The organism is Microbacterium sp. K27, assembly GCF_004794435.1.
In the GTDB taxonomy this organism is placed as follows: domain Bacteria; phylum Actinomycetota; class Actinomycetes; order Actinomycetales; family Microbacteriaceae; genus Microbacterium; species Microbacterium maritypicum_A.
Genome location: NZ_SSDK01000046.1, coordinates 163181 through 180187 on the forward strand (window position 1 = coordinate 163181; position 17007 = coordinate 180187).

Annotated in this window: 16 protein-coding genes; 10 read left to right on the forward strand and 6 right to left on the reverse strand. The window is 68.9% G+C overall.

Annotated features, from left to right (window positions below; genetic code table 11):
* Positions 1-50 precede the first annotated feature (50 nt).
* Both DW307_RS16495 and DW307_RS16500 read left to right on the forward strand, forming a co-directional pair.
* Positions 51-407, forward strand: coding sequence for a YidH family protein (locus DW307_RS16495; RefSeq protein WP_021198786.1), 357 nt, complete (start codon positions 51-53; stop codon positions 405-407).
* Positions 404-841, forward strand: a complete 438-nt coding sequence (locus tag DW307_RS16500) for a DUF202 domain-containing protein (RefSeq protein WP_136025236.1) — start codon at positions 404-406, stop codon at positions 839-841. The genes DW307_RS16495 and DW307_RS16500 overlap by 4 nt, the downstream gene beginning before the upstream one ends.
* On the opposite strand, the gene DW307_RS16505 is transcribed toward DW307_RS16500, so the two are convergent.
* On the reverse strand, positions 826-1263 hold the full coding sequence (locus tag DW307_RS16505) for an Lrp/AsnC family transcriptional regulator (RefSeq protein WP_021198788.1): 438 nt from the start codon (positions 1261-1263) through the stop codon (positions 826-828). The two genes, DW307_RS16500 and DW307_RS16505, sit on opposite strands and share 16 nt — an antisense overlap.
* A gap of 150 nt (positions 1264-1413) precedes the next feature.
* On the opposite strand from DW307_RS16505, the gene DW307_RS16510 reads away from it, so the two are divergent.
* Genes DW307_RS16510 through DW307_RS16520 form a run of 3 tightly spaced genes read left to right on the forward strand, consistent with a single transcriptional unit; the run spans position 1414 to position 5044 of the window.
* Positions 1414-2544, forward strand: a complete 1131-nt coding sequence (locus DW307_RS16510) for a thiamine pyrophosphate-dependent enzyme (protein ID WP_136025237.1) — start codon at positions 1414-1416, stop codon at positions 2542-2544.
* Positions 2541-3569, forward strand: coding sequence for an alpha-ketoacid dehydrogenase subunit beta (locus DW307_RS16515; protein ID WP_136025238.1), 1029 nt, complete (start codon positions 2541-2543; stop codon positions 3567-3569). The genes DW307_RS16510 and DW307_RS16515 overlap by 4 nt, the downstream gene beginning before the upstream one ends.
* On the forward strand, positions 3566-5044 hold the full coding sequence (locus DW307_RS16520) for a dihydrolipoamide acetyltransferase family protein (protein WP_136025239.1): 1479 nt from the start codon (positions 3566-3568) through the stop codon (positions 5042-5044). The genes DW307_RS16515 and DW307_RS16520 overlap by 4 nt, the downstream gene beginning before the upstream one ends.
* A gap of 32 nt (positions 5045-5076) precedes the next feature.
* On the opposite strand, the gene DW307_RS16525 is transcribed toward DW307_RS16520, so the two are convergent.
* Positions 5077-6354 carry a sensor domain-containing protein gene (locus tag DW307_RS16525; RefSeq protein WP_136025240.1) on the reverse strand — a complete coding sequence of 426 codons (1278 nt, stop codon included), beginning with the start codon at positions 6352-6354 and terminating at the stop codon, positions 5077-5079.
* 274 nt (positions 6355-6628) lie between these two features.
* On the opposite strand from DW307_RS16525, the gene DW307_RS16530 reads away from it, so the two are divergent.
* From DW307_RS16530 to paaZ, 5 genes are all read left to right on the forward strand, one after another.
* Positions 6629-7948, forward strand: a complete 1320-nt coding sequence (locus tag DW307_RS16530) for an MFS transporter (RefSeq protein WP_029260515.1) — start codon at positions 6629-6631, stop codon at positions 7946-7948.
* Between the two features lie 148 nt (positions 7949-8096).
* On the forward strand, positions 8097-9302 hold the full coding sequence (locus tag DW307_RS16535; protein ID WP_136025241.1) for a thiolase family protein: 1206 nt from the start codon (positions 8097-8099) through the stop codon (positions 9300-9302).
* Complete coding sequence (locus DW307_RS16540; protein ID WP_136025242.1) at positions 9302-10057, forward strand: enoyl-CoA hydratase/isomerase family protein; 756 nt, start codon at positions 9302-9304, stop codon at positions 10055-10057. Before DW307_RS16535 ends, DW307_RS16540 begins: the two co-directional genes overlap by 1 nt.
* Positions 10054-10923: a 3-hydroxyacyl-CoA dehydrogenase family protein gene (locus tag DW307_RS16545; RefSeq protein ID WP_136025243.1), complete on the forward strand. Its 870-nt coding sequence runs from the start codon at positions 10054-10056 to the stop codon at positions 10921-10923. The genes DW307_RS16540 and DW307_RS16545 overlap by 4 nt, the downstream gene beginning before the upstream one ends.
* A 41-nt stretch (positions 10924-10964) precedes the next feature.
* Positions 10965-13046, forward strand: a complete 2082-nt coding sequence (gene paaZ, locus DW307_RS16550) for a phenylacetic acid degradation bifunctional protein PaaZ (protein WP_136025271.1) — start codon at positions 10965-10967, stop codon at positions 13044-13046.
* Positions 13047-13077: 31 nt separating this feature from the next.
* Here paaZ and DW307_RS16555 read toward each other — a convergent pair whose 3' ends face one another.
* The 4 genes from DW307_RS16555 to DW307_RS16570 form a co-directional block, all read right to left on the reverse strand.
* Positions 13078-13719 (reverse strand): TetR/AcrR family transcriptional regulator, encoded by a 642-nt coding sequence (locus tag DW307_RS16555; protein WP_021198797.1) that lies wholly within the window; start codon positions 13717-13719, stop codon positions 13078-13080.
* 76 nt (positions 13720-13795) lie between these two features.
* Positions 13796-15121 (reverse strand): phenylacetate--CoA ligase PaaK, encoded by a 1326-nt coding sequence (gene paaK, locus DW307_RS16560; RefSeq protein ID WP_029265800.1) that lies wholly within the window; start codon positions 15119-15121, stop codon positions 13796-13798.
* A 21-nt stretch (positions 15122-15142) separates the two neighbouring features.
* A complete protein-coding gene (gene paaI, locus DW307_RS16565; protein ID WP_136025244.1) occupies positions 15143-15571 on the reverse strand; it encodes a hydroxyphenylacetyl-CoA thioesterase PaaI in 429 nt (142 codons plus the stop codon).
* 135 nt (positions 15572-15706) lie between these two features.
* Positions 15707-16996, reverse strand: a complete 1290-nt coding sequence (locus DW307_RS16570) for a sensor domain-containing protein (RefSeq protein ID WP_168441053.1) — start codon at positions 16994-16996, stop codon at positions 15707-15709.
* Positions 16997-17007: the final 11 nt, after the last annotated feature.

Consider the following 17007-nt stretch of genomic DNA (forward strand, 5'->3'; position numbering starts at 1 on the left):
GCTCCTCGCGCCGACCCTTCACGATCTGCCCGCGCCGCTACGATGAGGCGATGCGACGTTTCCCCGCCTCGGTCTACGAAACCGGTGAGGAGCCCGATCCGCGCTTCTCCCTCGCGAACGAGCGGACGTTTCTCGCCTGGACGCGCACCGGGCTCGCGCTGATCGCCGGTGGCGTCGCCCTCGAGGTGCTCGGCCTCGACCTCCACGCCGGCTTCCGTCTCGCAGCCTCGCTGGTGCTGATCGTCACCGGCACTGCCGTCGCACCGCTGGCCTGGTGGGAGTGGATGCGCGCCGAACGTGCGATGCGTCGCTCCCGCCCACTGCCCGGAGCATTCTCTGCCGTGGTGCTCGCGATCGTGGTGACGGTCGTCGGCCTGCTCGTCCTGGCCGGGGTGCTCTGGCGGTGACGGCTCGCAGGTCGGATGCCGGACGACCGGATGCTCCGGGGCCACACGCACAGGGGCCTTTCGATCCGGGCCTGCAACCCGAGCGCACCGAACTCGCCTGGCGCCGCACGGCCCTCGCGATCGCCATCGGCTCGCTGGTGTCGCTGCGCATCTTCCCTCTGCTGCTACCGCCCGCCTTCACCGCGTGGGGGTTCGTCCCCGGTGCTGTCGGCCTCGTGGCGGCCTGCGCCCTCTGGTTCGCGGCACGCCGACGTCAGCTGCGGATGACCGCATGGCTGCACTCGACACTTCCGGGCGCGACGCCGCCGGGCTCGGCGCGGATCACGGCGCCCGGCGGAGGGCTGCTCGTCGCCCTCACCGCTCTCGCAACGGCATTCGGGGTCCTGTGCATCGGGATCGTCGTCGTGTCGTCGTTCGTTCAGTTGCGCGGATAGTCCTCGAAGATCAGCGTCGTCCTCGTCGAGCGGATCGAGGGGATCGCCTGGATGTCCTCCAGCACGATGCGACGCAGATCGCGGGCGTCGTTCGCACGCACCAGCAGGATCACGTCGAAGTCGCCACCGACCAGCGCCATGTGCTCGATCTCGGGTATCGAGCGCAGCCGTTCGCTCACCGCCTGCCAGGTCGCCTGCTCGATCGCGAGAGTCACGTAGGCACTGGCGTGGTGCCCGAGCAGCACAGGGTCGGTGCGCACCGTGTAACCCGTGATGACGCCTGTGTCGGTGAGCCGTTTGATCCTCGCGTGCGCACCGGCGCGCGAGATGTGCACGGCATCCGCGATCGCGGTCATCGACGCGCGCGCATCCTGACGCAGTTCCTCGAGGATTGCCCGATCCGTCTCATCCAGAGCGACCATGCGACCCCTTCCTCGATGCAGAATTTCTGACACTTCGCTCAAGAATGCCTCATGTGGCGCGCTTTCATCCACGATTCCGCAAAAGATCTTGGATGAGTGACACCCCACAGGCATGCTGTCCTCATCGAGTTCGGCAAGGAGGGCGAACGCATGCTGCACACCGACCTGCTCCCGCGCGACACCGCGGTGCAACTGATCGACGAAGACGGAACGGCCGTCGCCGACGAGCGGTATGCGCTCCCCGATTCGGACACGCTGCTCGCGGCGTACCGCGGGCTCGTCGAGGGCCGGCGCATCAACGATCAGGCCGGAGCCCTCGTGCGCCAGGGCCGCCTCGCCGTCTACCCGTCATCGCACGGGCAGGAAGCCTGCCAGGTCGGTGCCGCCATGTCGCTCGGCGCCACGGATTGGCTGTTCCCCACCTATCGCGACTCGGTCGCCGTCATCGCGCGCGGTGTCGACCCCGCCGATGCGATGGTGCTCCTCAAGGGCGACTGGCATTCGGGGTACGACGTGCGCGCACACCGCGTCGCCCCGCAGGCCACTCCGCTCGCCACCCAGCTGCTGCACGCCGTCGGCTTCGCCCAGGCGGCGAAGCATCGGGGCGAGGACACTGTCGTCCTCGCGCTCTGCGGCGACGGCGCCACCAGTGAGGGCGACTTCCACGAAGCCATGAACTTCGCCGCGGTGTTCCACGTCCCCGTGGTCTTCTTCGTGCAGAACAACGAGTTCGCGATCTCGGTCCCGCTCTCTCGCCAGACGGCCGCCCCCTCGCTCGCCCACAAGGCCATCGGCTACGGGATGCCCGGGCAGCGGGTCGACGGCAACGACGTCGCCGCCGTGGTCGCCGTGCTCGACGAGGCCATGTCTCGCGCCCGCGCCGGCGGAGGGCCGAGCCTCGTCGAGGCGCACACGTATCGGATGCAGGCGCACACCAACGCCGACGACGACACCCGCTACCGGGAGCGCGACGAGGTGCAGGCCTGGATCGCCCGTGACCCGCTGCTGCGCCTTCGGGCGCACCTGACCGCCACCGGCGCGCTCGACACCGCGACCGAGGAGCGCTTCGCCTCGGGAGCCGAAGAGATCGCCGCAGCGATGCGGACCGCGCTGAACACCGACACCGTTCTCGACCCCGAAGACCTGTTCCGCTTCGTGACCGAGACCCGATCCGCTCAGCTCGACGAGCAGTGGGACCTGCTGCGCGGCGAGATCGAACGGTCGCGTCTCACCGATGCCGGAGCCGGAGCCGGAGCCGCGATGAACGGAGCACGCCGATGACGATCGCACAGGACGACACCCGCACCGAGAGCGAAGCCGCCACGGTGACGACGATGACGATGGCCGCCGCGTTGAACCGTGCCCTGGCCGATGCCATCGAGTCCGATCCCGATGTCGTGGTGTTCGGCGAAGACGTGGGCGCGCTGGGCGGCGTCTTCCGCATCACCGACGGTCTCACCGCCCGCTTCGGCGAAGAGCGCTGCTTCGACACCCCGCTCGCGGAATCCGGCATCGTCGGCACCGCTGTCGGCATGGCCATGAACGGCCTTCGTCCCGTGGTCGAGATGCAGTTCGATGCGTTCGCCCTCCCCGCCTTCGAGCAGGTCGTCAGCCACGTCGCCAAACTCGGCAACCGCACCCGGGGCGGCATGCGGATGCCGTTGGTGATCCGCATCCCCTTCGGCGGCGGCATCGGCGGGGTGGAGCATCACTGCGACTCGTCCGAGGCGTACTACGCACACACGCCCGGCCTCACGGTCGTCAGCCCGTCCACTCCGCAGGATGCCTACTCGCTGCTGCGTGCGGCGATCGCCTCCCCCGACCCTGTGGTCTTCCTCGAACCGAAGAAGCTCTACTGGGCCAAGGGCGAGGTCGACACCTCGGTCACCGCCGACCTGGGAACGGCCCGAATCGCCCGTGAGGGTTCCGACGTGACGCTCCTGGCATACGGGTCATCGGTTCCGCTCGCGCTCGACGTCGCCGACGTCGCCGCCGCCGAGGGGCGCAGCGTGCAGGTCGTCGACGTGCGCTCACTCTCGCCGTTCGACGATGCGACGGTGGCGGCCGCCGTGAAGTCGACCGGCCGCGCCGTGGTCATCGCCGAGGCCCCGGGATACGTGAGCGTCGCATCCGAGATCCAGGCTCGCGTCTTCGAGCGCTGCTTCGAGTACCTCGCAGCTCCCGTGCGACGGGTGACCGGCTTCGACACTCCGTATGCCCCGCCGAAGCTCGAGCACTGGTACCTGCCCGACGTCGATCGCGTGCTCGACGCGATCGACACGCTGCACTGGGAGGACGACGCATGAGCACCCCGCTGAAGCCGCATGCCGGCACGCAGGTGTTCCTCCTGCCCGACCTCGGCGAAGGCCTCACCGAGGCCGGACTCGTGCAGTGGCTCGTGTCGGTGGGAGACACCATCACGACCGATCAGCCGATCGCCGAGGTCGAGACCGCGAAGAGCATCGTCGAGCTGCCGTCGCCGTTCGCCGGCATCGTCACCGCGTTGCACGGCATCGCCGGCGACACGATCGACGTCGGTGCCCCCGTGCTCGAGGTGGCGGACTCCCTGCCGTCTCCGGCCGCGCCCACCGCCGGACCGGCGCAGCCCGAGCACGAGGCCTACCGCGAAGAGGAGCGCGCGGGTTCGGGGAACGTGCTCATCGGCTACGGCACCACCGCGCGTCCCGCCATGGGGCGACGCCGTCCGTCAGCCGCCTCGGTGTCTGCGTCTCGGGCACCGGCGACAGCATCGATCCCCATGCCGACCGCGGTCCCTTCCGCCCCGAGCACCCCCGCGACTCCTCCTCCGTCGCGATCGGCCGACCGCAGACCTGTCGCTGTCCGCTCCCCGCTCGTTCGCCGACTCGCTCGGGACCTCGGTCTCGACGTGCACTCGATCGCCGCGACCGGCACCGACGGCGCCGTGACGCGCGCAGACGTGCTGCGGGCCGCCGTCGAGAACGCCGTCGACACTGCCGTGGACACTGCCGTGGACGCTGCCGTGGACGCTGCCGCTGCACACCATGACGGCTCCACCGCAGGCGGCGGCACGCCCGGACACCCGCTCGCCGAGACGGTCGACGGTCTCGGCGTGCGCTCCCGCGAGCGGATGTCGCCACTGCGCAAGGCCGTGAGCGCGAAACTCTCCCGCAGTCGTTCCGAGATCCCCGAGGCCACCGTCTGGGTCGACGTCGATGCCACCGCGCTGTGGGACCTGCGTTCGCAGATGGCACCGGCGGGAGGCAAGGCTCCGTCGGTGACCGCGCTCCTCGCACGTTTCGTCCTGCTCGCCCTCGAGGACTATCCCGTGCTCGCATCGCGCCTCAGCGAGAGCGGGGACGAGATCATCTCGTTCGACGGCGTGAACCTCGGCATCGCGGCAGACACCGAACGGGGGCTCCTTGTTCCGGTGGCCCCCCGCGCGCACGCGCTCACGGTCGCGCAGCTCGACACGGCGCTGCGCGAGCTCACCGCCACGGCGCGCTCCGGGACGATGCCGCCGGAGCGCCTGCGGGGATCGACGTTCACCCTCAACAACTACGGCGGCCTCGGGGTCGACGGCTCGGCCGCGATCATCAACCACCCCGATGTGGCGATCCTCGGCATCGGCCGGATCATCGAGCGACCGTGGGTCGTGGAGGGGGCGATCGTGGCGCGCCGGATCGTGCAGCTCTCCCTCGCGTTCGACCACCGGGTGTGCGACGGCGGCTACGCCGCGGGCTTCCTGCGGCGGGTGACCGAGCTCATCGAGCATCCGCTGCGCGCGTTCGGGAGGGTCTGAGTCTGCCGCAGTGCGGTGGACTCAGACTCCGATCACGAGAACCTGAGAGGGCGCTTTGTCGCGTCCTCCACCGTGATTCCGATGATCACCGCACCGGGGTCGACGACGTCACGATCGGTGTGGAATCGGAAGAGACGGCCGTCGCGCGTCGCAACGTCGTACCAGTCGTCTCCGGACGAGGCGACGGTGACCGTCGTCCCACCGGGAAATGCCGCGATCGCGTCGGCGATCGGAGCACCCACCCGAACGCCGCCTCGAAGGGGGAGCGCGGCGCCGTCCTGGGCATCCTCGTCGAAGATACGCTCATTGCCGACGGTGATCGATGCCACGGCGGAACCGTCATCCGTCGTGGCGACCAGTATCGACCCGGTACCTTCTGCGTTCACAAGCTTCCACGGATAGCCCGCGCCTGCGGGTTCGATAACCCGAGCGGCCTGCCCTGCGGCGACCGCATCGGCGATCGGATCTCCCAGGTGGATCAGCCCGACACCACCAGCCGAGATCGCCCACTCGCTCCACGGCGCCGATTCATCGGTCTCAGCCTCGGCATCGGGTGTCGGAGGGTTCGCGGTGAATTCCTGCGTGAGCGCGGCCCGAGCTTCCTCCGCACGTTCGTGGAGCTTCTTCGTGATCACCTCAGCGTCGGGGATGGCCTCACCGTTGATCGACTGAGACACCTGCACGAGCACGTTGCCCACGGCCGCATACCCCAGGAATGTCGAGTTTCCGCCCTCGCTCTCCGGCAGCGTCACCGTACCGGCAACCGCTCGCACGTCGTCCGATTCCACAGGCCGGACCGATTCGAATGTCGCGGCGCCGGCGAAATCGAAGTTCGCGCACTGCGAGGATGCCTCGACGAGCTGGTCCATGCGCGCTTGGGCGTGGGCCTCGTCGGCGAACTGCAGAGCCATCATGGCGCCGAAGCGATAGTCCGAATCAGCTGTCGTCGTCCAGCGCACATTGCGCGACCCGATGCTCCACAGCGACTGCTCGACGAAGAGGACGCTGCAGATCTCCGGGATCGGCAGCGGACCCCCGCCGTCGGAAATCTGCGCAAGAACAGAGGAGGGTTCGCCGATCTCCGTCGAACCGGGGAGCAGAGCAGCGATCTCGTCGGACGTGAACAGAAGTGCGGTCAACTCATCGCCGGTGAAGATGGCTGGTCCGGCATACGGCTCCGGTGATGGCGTCTCCGGAGCAGCTGTCGGTGTCGGTTCCGGATCCATCCCCGGGGTGCATGCCGTGAGCGCGAGAAGTGCGGTCAGAACGACACCACTGAATTTGATGCGTGCGAACCTGGAGCGCGCCATGCGAACCTCCGTCAAGTTGTACTGACCACCGCCCTGGTGCCCCTGACAGCGATCGTAGAGTTTCCCCACTCGATGGCGTAATACGGAGGAGCGGGTCGAGATCAGAACGATATAAGTCGCATGCCCTATCGGACATATACCGACCAGACCACTCACCCTCCGACACTGCGCGCTATGCGGTACGCTCGGCGATTACTGACCGACCATTCGGTCATGAATAACCGGAGTGCTTCATCGCCCTCTCCCCCCGGAATCGCAGAACAACGGAGTTCGCATGACGTCAGCAGTGTCCGACCGCACCTCGTCCGCACGAATGCCCGCCGAAGAACGGAGGGTGCTCGCCGGCACCCTCGTCGGTACGTCGATCGAGTGGTACGACTTCTTCATCTACGCCCAGGCCGCAGGGCTGGTCCTCGCGCCCCTGTTCCTCGCCCCCATCGCCGAGGAGAGTCCCGGCTTCGCGCAGGTGCTCTCCTTCGCCACGATCGGCATCTCGTTCCTCTTCCGCCCCCTGGGGGCGATCGTCGCCGGCCACCTCGGCGACAAGCTCGGGCGCAAGAAGATGCTCGTGCTCACACTCATCATGATGGGACTGTCCACGTCTCTGATCGGTCTCCTGCCGACGTACGCGGCCATCGGCGTGGCCGCGCCCATCCTGCTCATCCTGCTCCGCATCGTGCAGGGGTTCTCCGCGGGTGGCGAGTGGGGCGGCGCGGCATTGATGGCAGTCGAGCATGCACCGAACAACCGACGAGGGCTCTTCGGGGCCTTTCCGCAGATCGGCGTGCCTGTCGGCATGATCCTCGCGACCTCGACACTGTGGGTGCTCACCAGCTCGATGTCGCCGGAGGCCTTCCTCGAGTGGGGGTGGCGCATCCCGTTCCTGCTCTCGATCGTGCTCATCGCTGTCGGTTACGTGATCCGTCGCGCGGTCGACGAGAGCCCGGTCTTCGAGGATCTGCGACGTCGCCGCAAGGAGGCCTCCGCCCCGCTGAGCCGCCTGTTCCGCCAGAACACCAAGCAGGTCGTCCTGACCGCGATCATCTTCATCGCGAACAACGCGGCGGGCTACCTGCTCATCGCCTTCTTCGCGACCTACGCCGTCACGACGCTGGGCATGGAACGTCCGCCGGTGCTGCTGGCGACGACGCTCGCCTCGTTCGGCTGGCTCATCTTCACCCTGTGGGGCGGACATCTCTCCGATCGACTCGGCCGCATCCGCACCTTCCAGATCGGCTACGTGGCGCTCGCGCTCTGGGCGGTGCCGATGTGGTTCCTGATCGATACCGCGAACATCCTCTGGTACTTCGTGGCGCTGTTCGTGATGACGTTCGCCCTCGGCTTGTCGTACGGCCCTCAGGCCGCCCTCTACGCGGAGATGTTCCCCGCGAACGTGCGCTACTCGGGCGTCTCGATCGGGTACGCCCTCGGCGCCATCCTCGGCGGAGCCTTCGCACCGATGATCGCCGAGGCTCTGATGAACCAGTTCCACGCGGCATGGACGATCGGCGTCTACATCGCCGTGGCCGCCGTGATCTCGCTCATCGGCGTCTCGCTCGTCAAAGAGACGAAGGGCGTGGATCTGCACACCTGACGAGCCGATCGACGACGCGGGATCGCGGTGGTCACCGCGCCTGTGCCATAATTACCGGACGATCGGTCAGTAATTCGGGCCGATCGTCCGGACAGACCGATCAGCCGGACGACGGTCGCCGTCGAGACAACGAAGTCAGGAGTTCCGCATGACCGAGGCATATCTCGTCGGAGGCGTACGCACCCCGGTCGGACGCTACGGCGGCGCCCTCGCCTCCGTGCGCCCCGACGACCTCGCATCGATCGTCGTGCGCGAAGCGGTGCGGCGCGCGGGGATCGACCCCCTGCAGGCGGAGATCGACGAGGTGATCCTCGGTGCGGCCAACCAGGCCGGGGAAGACAACCGCAACGTCGCCCGGATGGCCGTCCTGCTCGCGGGCCTCCCCGACACCGTGCCCGGCATCACGGTCAACCGGCTGTGCGCCTCCGGGATGTCGGCCGTCACGATGGCAGCGCAGGCGATCCGCTCCGGTGATGCCGACCTCATCGTCGCCGGCGGCGTCGAGTCGATGACACGCGCCCCCTGGGTGCAGGCCAAACCGGAGAAGGCCTGGGCGAAGCCGGGCGCTGCTTTCGACACCTCGATCGGCTGGAGATTCCCGAACCCCCGCCTGCTCGCACGAGAGAAGGCGACGTTCACGATGCCGGAGACCGCAGAGGAGGTCGCTCGCGTCGACGGCATCACCCGCGAAGAAGCGGATGCGTTCGCACTGCGATCGCAGCAGCGCGCCGCCGCGGCGATCGCCGACCGACGCTTCGAGGCGGAGATCGTCGGCGTCCCCCTCGACGCCGCCGTCAGCGCCGGTGCGGAGGTCCGCGTGGACGAGGGCCCCCGTCCGGAGACGACCCTCGAGGGGCTTGCGCGCCTGCGTCCCGTCGTGGCCGGCGGTCAGGTCGTCACCGCCGGCAACTCCAGCGCCCTCAACGACGGCGCCTCCGCCATCACGGTCGCGAGTGCGGAGGCCGTGGAACGCTACGGTCTGGTCCCGCGCGCCCGCATCGTCACCGGCACCAGTGCGGGCCTGGCTCCCGAGGTCATGGGCCTCGGCCCGGTTCCTGCGACGCAGAAGGCGCTGCGTCGATCCGGGCTCTCCATCGACGACATCGGCTCGATCGAGCTCAACGAGGCGTTCGCCACGCAATCCATCGCCTGCATCAGAAGACTCGGACTCGACGAGTCGCGCGTGAACGCCGACGGTGGGGCCATCGCCCTCGGCCATCCGCTCGGCTCCTCCGGATCCCGTCTGCTCGTCACCCTCCTCGGCCGCATGGAGCGCGAAGGCTCTCGATACGGACTCGCCACCATGTGCGTCGGCGTGGGGCAGGGCGCAGCCGTGATCGTGGAGAAGGTCTGATGGCCGCCGGCCCCCTCGCCAGCGGACCGCTCGTCGTCGAGCGTCACGACGACCGCGTGGTGGCGACGCTCCACCGACCGCACAAGCGCAACGCGATCGACCAGGCCACGATCGACGCGATCCACGTGCTGTGCGCCGAACTCGAAGCCGTGCCGCGCCCGCTGATCCTCACCGGGGCCGGAGGAGTGTTCGCCGCGGGCGCCGACATCGCCGAGCTGCGCGAGCGCCGTGCGGCCGATGCGCTTCGTGGGATCAACGCCCACGCGTTCATCCGGCTGGCCGAGCTGCCGATGCCGGTCATCGCCGCGATCGACGGGTACGCCCTCGGTGGAGGAGCCGAACTCGCCTATGCCGCGGACATCCGCATCGCCACGCCATCGCTCGCCATCGGCAACCCCGAGACCGGGCTGGGCATCCTCGCCGCAGCGGGCGCAGGGTGGCGCCTGAAGGAGATCATCGGAGACGCCAGGGCCATCGAGCTGCTGCTCACCGGTCGCACCGTGAAGGCCGATGAGGCGCTGCGCATCGGTCTCGTATCGGCGATCCATGAGACCGCGGAGCTTCTGCCCGCCGCCCATGCCCTCGTCGATCGCATCGCCCGCAACGACCGGGCAGCCACCATCGCGACCAAGCGTGTCTTCCGCGCGCCGCGCGACCACCACCCCGCCGTCGACCTGGAAGCGCAGGCCGAGCTCTTCGAGAGTCCGGAGAAGTTCCGGCGGATGACCGACTTCCTGGAGCGGAGAGACCGATGACCGAGAGCAGTTCCCCGGCCCCGCGACACGTGGGGGTGCTCGGCGGCGGACGCATGGGCGCCGGGATCGCCCACGCATTCCTGCTGGCAGGCTCCCGCGTCACCGTCGTCGAACGCGATGCCGATGCGGCCAGATCGGCATCGGCCCGCGTGCTCGAATCCGTCGACTCCTCGATCGCCAGAGGCACGGCGGGCGAATCCGTCGACCGGTACCGGGAGCGTCTCGCCACGGGCACGGGTACGGCGCTGTTCGCGTCGTGCGCGCTCGTCGTCGAGGCGGTGCCGGAAGACCTCGCCCTCAAGATCGATGCGCTCCGACGCGTCGAGGCGGCGATCACGCCCGACGCGGCGATCGCCTCGAACACCTCCTCCATCTCTATCGATGAGTTGGCCGCCGTGCTCGATCACCCCTCACGCTTCCTCGGCATGCACTTCTTCAACCCCGTGCCGGCCTCCGCGCTCGTCGAGATCGTGCGGGGTGCGACCACGGCTCCCCCGCTCGTCGATTCCGCCCGCAGCTGGGTGGAGGCGCTGGGCAAGACGCCGATCGTGGTGGCAGATGCCCCCGGGTTCGCGTCCTCCCGACTCGGCGTCGCCGTCGGCCTCGAGGCGATCCGCATGCTCGAGGAAGGCGTCGCCTCCGCCGAGGACATCGACGCCGCGATGACGCTCGGATACAAGCACCCGGTCGGCCCGCTCCGGCTCACCGACATCGTCGGCCTCGACGTGCGGCTCGGCATCGCCGAGTACCTCGCCGCGCATCTGGGCGAGCGCTTCGAACCTCCCGCCCTGCTGCGTCGACTGGTCGCCGAGGGACACCTCGGCCGCAAGAGCGGACGCGGCTTCTACGAATGGGACGCCTCATGAAGGGAACCCTGATGAAAGGAACCCACATGAAAGGAACAGAGATGATCGAGACCCTCCCCAGCTACGTCCAGGGAGAGTGGTGGACGCCGTCGTCCGACGCGAAGACCACCGAGGTCCGGGATGCGTCGACGGGTGAGGTCGTGGCCCGTGTCTCGACCGAGGGACTCGATCTGGGCGCCGCACTCGAGCACGCCCGCACCGTGGGCCAGGTCTCGCTGGGAGAGCTCACCTTCCATCAGCGTGCCGTGCGCCTCAAGCAACTGGCTCTCGCCCTGACGGAGCGCAAGGCCGAGCTGTACGAGCTCTCCAGCCGCACCGGTGCCACGGCGCAGGATTCCTGGGTGGACATCGACGGCGGGATCGGCGTGCTGTTCGCGTACTCGAGCAAAGGCCGACGCGAGCTGCCGAACGCGAAGGTGTATGTCGACGGAGGCGTGGAGAACCTGTCCAAGGACGGCTCCTTCCTCGGCCGCCACATCTACACGCGGCTCCGCGGCGTCGCCGTGCAGATCAACGCCTTCAACTTCCCGGTCTGGGGATCGCTCGAGAAGTTCGCGCCCGCGTTCCTCGCCGGCGTCCCGACCCTGGTGAAACCCGCCACCCCCACCGGGTACCTCGCCGAAGCCATGGTGCGCGTGATGGTGGAGTCGGGGCTCCTTCCCGACGGCTCGCTGCAGCTCGTCTCGGGCAGCGTGCCCGGTCTCTTCGACGAGCTGCGGCTGGGCGACCTCGTGGCCTTCACCGGTTCGGCATCGACGGCCGAGCAGCTGCGCGCTCACGATTCCGTGCAGACGGGAGGTGTGCGCTTCACGAGCGAGACCGATTCGATCAACGCCTCGATCCTCGGGACGGATGCCGTCTCCGGCACGCCCGAGTTCGACGCGTACGTCAAGCAGCTCGTCGCCGAGATGACCACCAAGGCCGGCCAGAAGTGCACGGCGATCCGCCGCGCGATCGTGCCGACGACTGCCGTCGACGACGTCATCGCCGCAGTCCGGGAACGCCTCTCGACACGTGTCGTCCTCGGCGACCCCCGCGCCGAGGGCGTGACGATGGGTCCGCTCGCCTCGATCGCGCAGCGCGAGGAGGTGCTGCGTCAGGTCGGCCGCCTGCAGGCCGGCGGAGGAGAGCTCGTGATCGGCACGACCGATGCACCGAACGTCCGGCACGGCGACGGCAGCGAAGGGCCGGCCCCCGACGGTGCGTTCGTGGCGCCGATGCTGCTGCGGTTCCCCGACCCGGAAAGCGCGGCGGTCAACGAGATCGAGGCGTTCGGCCCGGTGTCGAGCATCGTCGGCTACCGCACCCTCGATGAGGCGAGCGCCCTCGTGGCCCGGGGCGGAGGGTCGCTCGTGACGAGTGTGGCCACGCACGACCCCGAGGTCGCTGTCGCACTCGCGACCGGCATGGCCGCGTACAACGGGCGCGTGCTCTTCCTCGATCGCGATGATGCGCGCAGCTCGACCGGGCACGGTTCCCCGCTCCCGAACCTCGTGCACGGCGGCCCCGGGCGCGCGGGCGGAGGCGAGGAGCTCGGCGGCATCCGCGCCGTGCTGCACCACATGCAGCGCACCGCGGTGCAGGGCTCGCCCGAGATGATGACCGCCCTCACCGGCGTCTGGCATCAGGGAGCGACCTCACGCCCGTACGAGCAGAGCGACGGAGTGCATCCCTTCCGCAAGTCGCTGGCCGAGCTCCATGTGGGCGACCAGGTGGCGAGCGGTTCCCGCACCGTCACCCTCGAGGACATCGAGACGTTCGCCGCATTCACCGGCGACACGTTCTACGCCCACATGGATGAGACCTCGGCCGCAGCGAACCCGTTCTTCCCGGGACGCGTCGCCCACGGCTATCTGCTGGTGTCGTGGGCTGCGGGGCTCTTCGTCGACCCGGCGCCCGGCCCCGTGCTCGCCAACTCCGGGCTCGAGAACCTGCGGTTCGTGACGCCGGTCTCCCCCGGCGACGACATCCGCGTCGAGCTCACCGCCAAGCAGATCACTCCGCGGGAGACCGACGAGTACGGGGAGGTGCGCTGGGACGCCGTGCTGAAGAACCAGCACGACGACATCGTGGCCACCTACGATGTGCTCACGCTGGTCGCGAAGGAGAAGGCGCAGGTCTGACGGCGGCGTCGCAACGACCGCCGGATCCCGGTCAGACGGCAGGGACTCCGGCGTCGTCGTTCGTGCGCAGCCCGTCGAGGGCGATCGCGACCACGTCGTCGGCGAGACGGTCGGCGCCCTCGCGCCCCCCGGGTCGGTACCACTCGACGATCGAGTTGATCATCCCGAACACGAGACGCGCGACCACGCTCGCATCGATGTCGGCACGCAACGCGCCCTCGCTCTGCGCCTCCGACACCAGCGCGGTGATCCGACGGTCGAAGGCCCGACGGCGGATCAGCGCCTTGCGCTCCACGTCGGTGTTGCCCCGTACGCGCAGCAGCAGCGTCACGGCCGGCAGCTGCTCCACGAGCACACGGACGGCACCGCGCAGCACATGCTCGAGGCGGTCCACCGCGTTCGAGGCCTCCGGTCCATCCTCCGATTCCGGAAGCGGGTTCTCGACCACGGCTTCCAGGCCGCTGAGCGCCGCGTCGAGCGCGAGGTCGAGGATCTCGTCCTTCGATCCGAAGTGGTGATAGATCGCCGACTTCGACAGGCCGAGCCGCTCGGCGAGCATGCCGATCGACGTCGCGTCGTACCCGTGCTCGTTGAAGGCGGCGACGGCGACGCCGAGGATCCCCTGCTGGTCGTAGCCGGGGCGGCCGCGTCGTGTGCTCTGCATCTCGGACATCACCCCACAGTCTCGCACCCGATCAGCCGCACAGGCCGGATCGCCGGCCGCGAGGCGATCCGGGTGTCGCCCGTCGTCACCGCAGGTCGTACACCCGCTTGTACTTCCCCTCGCTTCGCGGCAGCGTCCCCGGCTCTTCCAGCTGGACGGCGACCGTCGACCCGACGAAGATCTTGATGCGCTGCGCGAGCACCTCCGCGGCGCTCTGGCAGGTCTCGACGGACAGGTCGGGGTGGCGTTCGATCCGCACCTTCAACGTGTCCATCCGGCCGTCCTTCGACAGCTCGAGGATGAAGTGCGGCGTCAGCTGTTCGATCCCCAGCACCAGCTCCTCGATCTGGGTGGGGAACAGGTTCACCCCGCGCAGGATGATCATGTCGTCGTTGCGGCCCGTGATCTTCTCCATGCGGCGCATCCCCGCACGCGCGGTCCCCGGCAGCAGACGGGTGAGGTCGCGGGTGCGATAGCGGATCACGGGGAAGGCCTCCTTCGTCAGCGAGGTGAACACGAGTTCGCCGAGCTCCCCGTCCGGCAGCACCGCCCCGCTCTCGCCGTCGATGATCTCCGGCAGGAAGTGGTCCTCCCACAGGTGCGGGCCGTCCTTCGTCTCGAGGCATTCGTTGCCCACCCCGGGCCCCATGACCTCGCTGAGTCCGTAGATGTCCAGAGCGTCGATTCCCAGACGCTGTTCGAGCTCGTGGCGCATCTCGTTCGACCACGGCTCGGCGCCCAGAACAGCGACCTTCAACGACGTGGAGCGCGGGTCGACCCCCTGCGCCGCCATCGCGTCGGCGATCGTGAGCAGATAGCTCGGAGTGCACAGGATCGCATCCGGCTCGAAATCGAGGATCAGCTGCACCTGACGGGCCGTCTGGCCACCGGACATCGGGATGACGGTCGCACCGAGCGCTTCGATGCCCGCGTGCGCGCCGAGTCCCCCCGTGAACAGTCCGTATCCGTAGGCGTTGTGCACCTTCATGCCGGCGCGGATGCCACTCGCCCGCAGCGAACGCGCCACCAGAGAAGCCCACCGGTCGAGATCGCCCCTCGTGTAGCCGACGACCGTCGGCCGGCCCGTGGTGCCGCTGGATGCGTGGATGCGGGCGACGTCGGACATCGGCACCGCGAACATCCCGAACGGATAGGTCTCGCGCAGATCCGCCTTGGTCGTGAACGGCAGCCGCTGCACGTCATCCAGGGTGCGGATGTCATCCGGATGCACACCCGCATCATCGAACTTGCGCGTGTAGAGAGGGACGTTCGCGTACGCATGGCGAACGGTCTGCTGAAGCCGTTCGAGCTGGAGAGCCGCGATCTCCTCGCGACTCATACGCTCTTCGGCGTCGAGCTCGTCGGCTGCGGGAGGGCGGACACGGGAGGGCGTTGCGGTCGTCGTCGACACGAGGGGCTCCGGAGGTGGGGATCAGAAGGTCTGGTTGGTGGTGCGGGAGCGTCCGCGGAACTCGGCGACGGGCGCACCATGCTCGTCGACGACGCTCACGTCATAGATGCCGGAGCGGCCCGTGCGCGTCCGTCGGACCGCCGTCGCGGTGAGCGTCTGGCCGGACACGGTCGACTTGAGAAAGGAGATGTCCGCACCCGCCGCGACCGTCACCCGGTCGTCCTCGTTGCACGCGATCGCGAAGGCAGTGTCGGCGAGGGCGAACACGAAGCCGCCGTGCGTGATGTGGAAGCCGTTCGTCATGTCATCCCGCACGCGCATCGACACGATCGCATGGCCCGGATCGTCGCGTTCGACGACGAGCCCCAGTGCAGCCGATGCGCGGTCACGTTCCATCATGGCTCGATTCGGGCGCACGGCATCCGGCGTCTGCGTCGTCGCTTCCGTCATCGTCGACCTCCTCGTCGAGCGGGTCGGATGCGCACCTGCAGCACCCGATCCGCTCATACTAACCGACCGATCGTTCAGTTAGTCAAACGGAAGCCCCGCCGAGCCTTCCGAGCGCCCCGCCCCCGCGGGTGAAGCTCAGCCGAAGTCGGGGAGCCGGCGCAGCGTCGCGTCCTCCGTCAGGATTCCGGTGATCACGGCATCCGGGTCCGCGGCGTCGCGATCGACGCGGAACCGGATCGCCTCTCCCTCGCGAGTCGTCCACTGGTACAGGTACTCCCCCGACGACACGATCCTGATCGATGTCCCGCCCGGGAACGCGCTCATGGCTTCGGCCACGGTGTCCCCGATCCTCACATCGCCTGCCGCCGGCAGCGCAGCCGGGTCCTCACGCGGCTCATCCGCGACGTTGGCGAAGCCGACCGAGGCGGCGACCACCACGGTGGCGCCGTCGTCCGTCCAGAGAAGCAACGACGCAGCCCCGTCGGGACTGACGATCCGGGTCTGCCCGCCCGCCCACTCCGACCGGATGACCTCCGCTCCCGGCACCGCCGCGATGGCGTCGTCGAGCTCGGTTCCGAGGACGATCGGTCCGATACCCTCGACGGTCACGTCCCACGTGCTCCACGCGGCTCCGGGGTCGACCGCGGGCGGGGAGGCAGGGGCCTCCGGCGGATTTGCGGTCAGCTCCTCGACCAGCCGCTTCTGGGCGGCGGAAGCCTGGTCCCGAAGGAAGGACGCGGCCTGCGCACTGTCGAAGGCGGCTTCACCGGAGAACGGCTGCCAGAAGTTCACGAGCACATTGCCGACCGAGGCATACCCCTGGTAGAGACGGTGTCCGCCGCCGAAGCCGTCATCGATCACCAGCGACCCCGCGACGGCTCGAACTCCGTCCTCGGACTCCGCCGTGGTCGAATCGAACGTCGACGCGCCGCCCCCGTACGCGAACTGCGCGCACTGCTGAGCGGCGTCGACGTACGTGTCCATGAGCCCCTGCGCCGCCGCCTCGTCGGCGAACTGGAGCACATGCAGCCACCCGTCCCTCTGCTCCGGCACAGCGCTGGACCAGGTGACGGAGCGTGCGCCGATCGACGTCAGGGAAGGTTCGTACACCAACGAGTTGCAGATCGCCGGCGAGAGGTCGGGACCACCGCCGTCGGCGACCTGGATCAATGACGGTGTCGGCGTGCCGACCTCACCGACGTCGGGCAGGATCCTCGCGATATCCTCCGCGCTCGGCAGGAACCAGTCGAGCTCGTCGCCGACGAAGACCGCGGGGCCGGCATAGGGCTCCGGTGCCGATTCGACCGGCGACGGGGTCGGTTTCGGTGTCGTCTGAGGAGCCGGGGTGCATCCGGACAGGGCCACGACGGCCCCCACGGCCAGCAGCCCGAGAGTTGATCGCGAAAAGGACCGCAGCGCGGACATGAGCCCTCCGA

Coding starts and splice junctions, on each gene's coding strand:
- DW307_RS16525 (WP_136025240.1), bottom strand. CDS start 6,354: ATGGCGCGCTCCAGGTTCGCACGCATCAAATTCAGTGGTGTCGTTCTG.
- paaI (WP_136025244.1), bottom strand. CDS start 15,571: ATGACGGAAGCGACGACGCAGACGCCGGATGCCGTGCGCCCGAATCGA.
- paaZ (WP_136025271.1), top strand. CDS start 10,965: ATGATCGAGACCCTCCCCAGCTACGTCCAGGGAGAGTGGTGGACGCCG.
- DW307_RS16535 (WP_136025241.1), top strand. CDS start 8,097: ATGACCGAGGCATATCTCGTCGGAGGCGTACGCACCCCGGTCGGACGC.
- DW307_RS16545 (WP_136025243.1), top strand. CDS start 10,054: ATGACCGAGAGCAGTTCCCCGGCCCCGCGACACGTGGGGGTGCTCGGC.
- DW307_RS16505 (WP_021198788.1), bottom strand. CDS start 1,263: ATGGTCGCTCTGGATGAGACGGATCGGGCAATCCTCGAGGAACTGCGT.
- DW307_RS16555 (WP_021198797.1), bottom strand. CDS start 13,719: ATGTCCGAGATGCAGAGCACACGACGCGGCCGCCCCGGCTACGACCAG.
- DW307_RS16520 (WP_136025239.1), top strand. CDS start 3,566: ATGAGCACCCCGCTGAAGCCGCATGCCGGCACGCAGGTGTTCCTCCTG.
- DW307_RS16570 (WP_168441053.1), bottom strand. CDS start 16,996: ATGTCCGCGCTGCGGTCCTTTTCGCGATCAACTCTCGGGCTGCTGGCC.
- DW307_RS16510 (WP_136025237.1), top strand. CDS start 1,414: ATGCTGCACACCGACCTGCTCCCGCGCGACACCGCGGTGCAACTGATC.
- DW307_RS16530 (WP_029260515.1), top strand. CDS start 6,629: ATGACGTCAGCAGTGTCCGACCGCACCTCGTCCGCACGAATGCCCGCC.
- DW307_RS16495 (WP_021198786.1), top strand. CDS start 51: ATGCGACGTTTCCCCGCCTCGGTCTACGAAACCGGTGAGGAGCCCGAT.
- DW307_RS16515 (WP_136025238.1), top strand. CDS start 2,541: ATGACGATCGCACAGGACGACACCCGCACCGAGAGCGAAGCCGCCACG.
- DW307_RS16540 (WP_136025242.1), top strand. CDS start 9,302: ATGGCCGCCGGCCCCCTCGCCAGCGGACCGCTCGTCGTCGAGCGTCAC.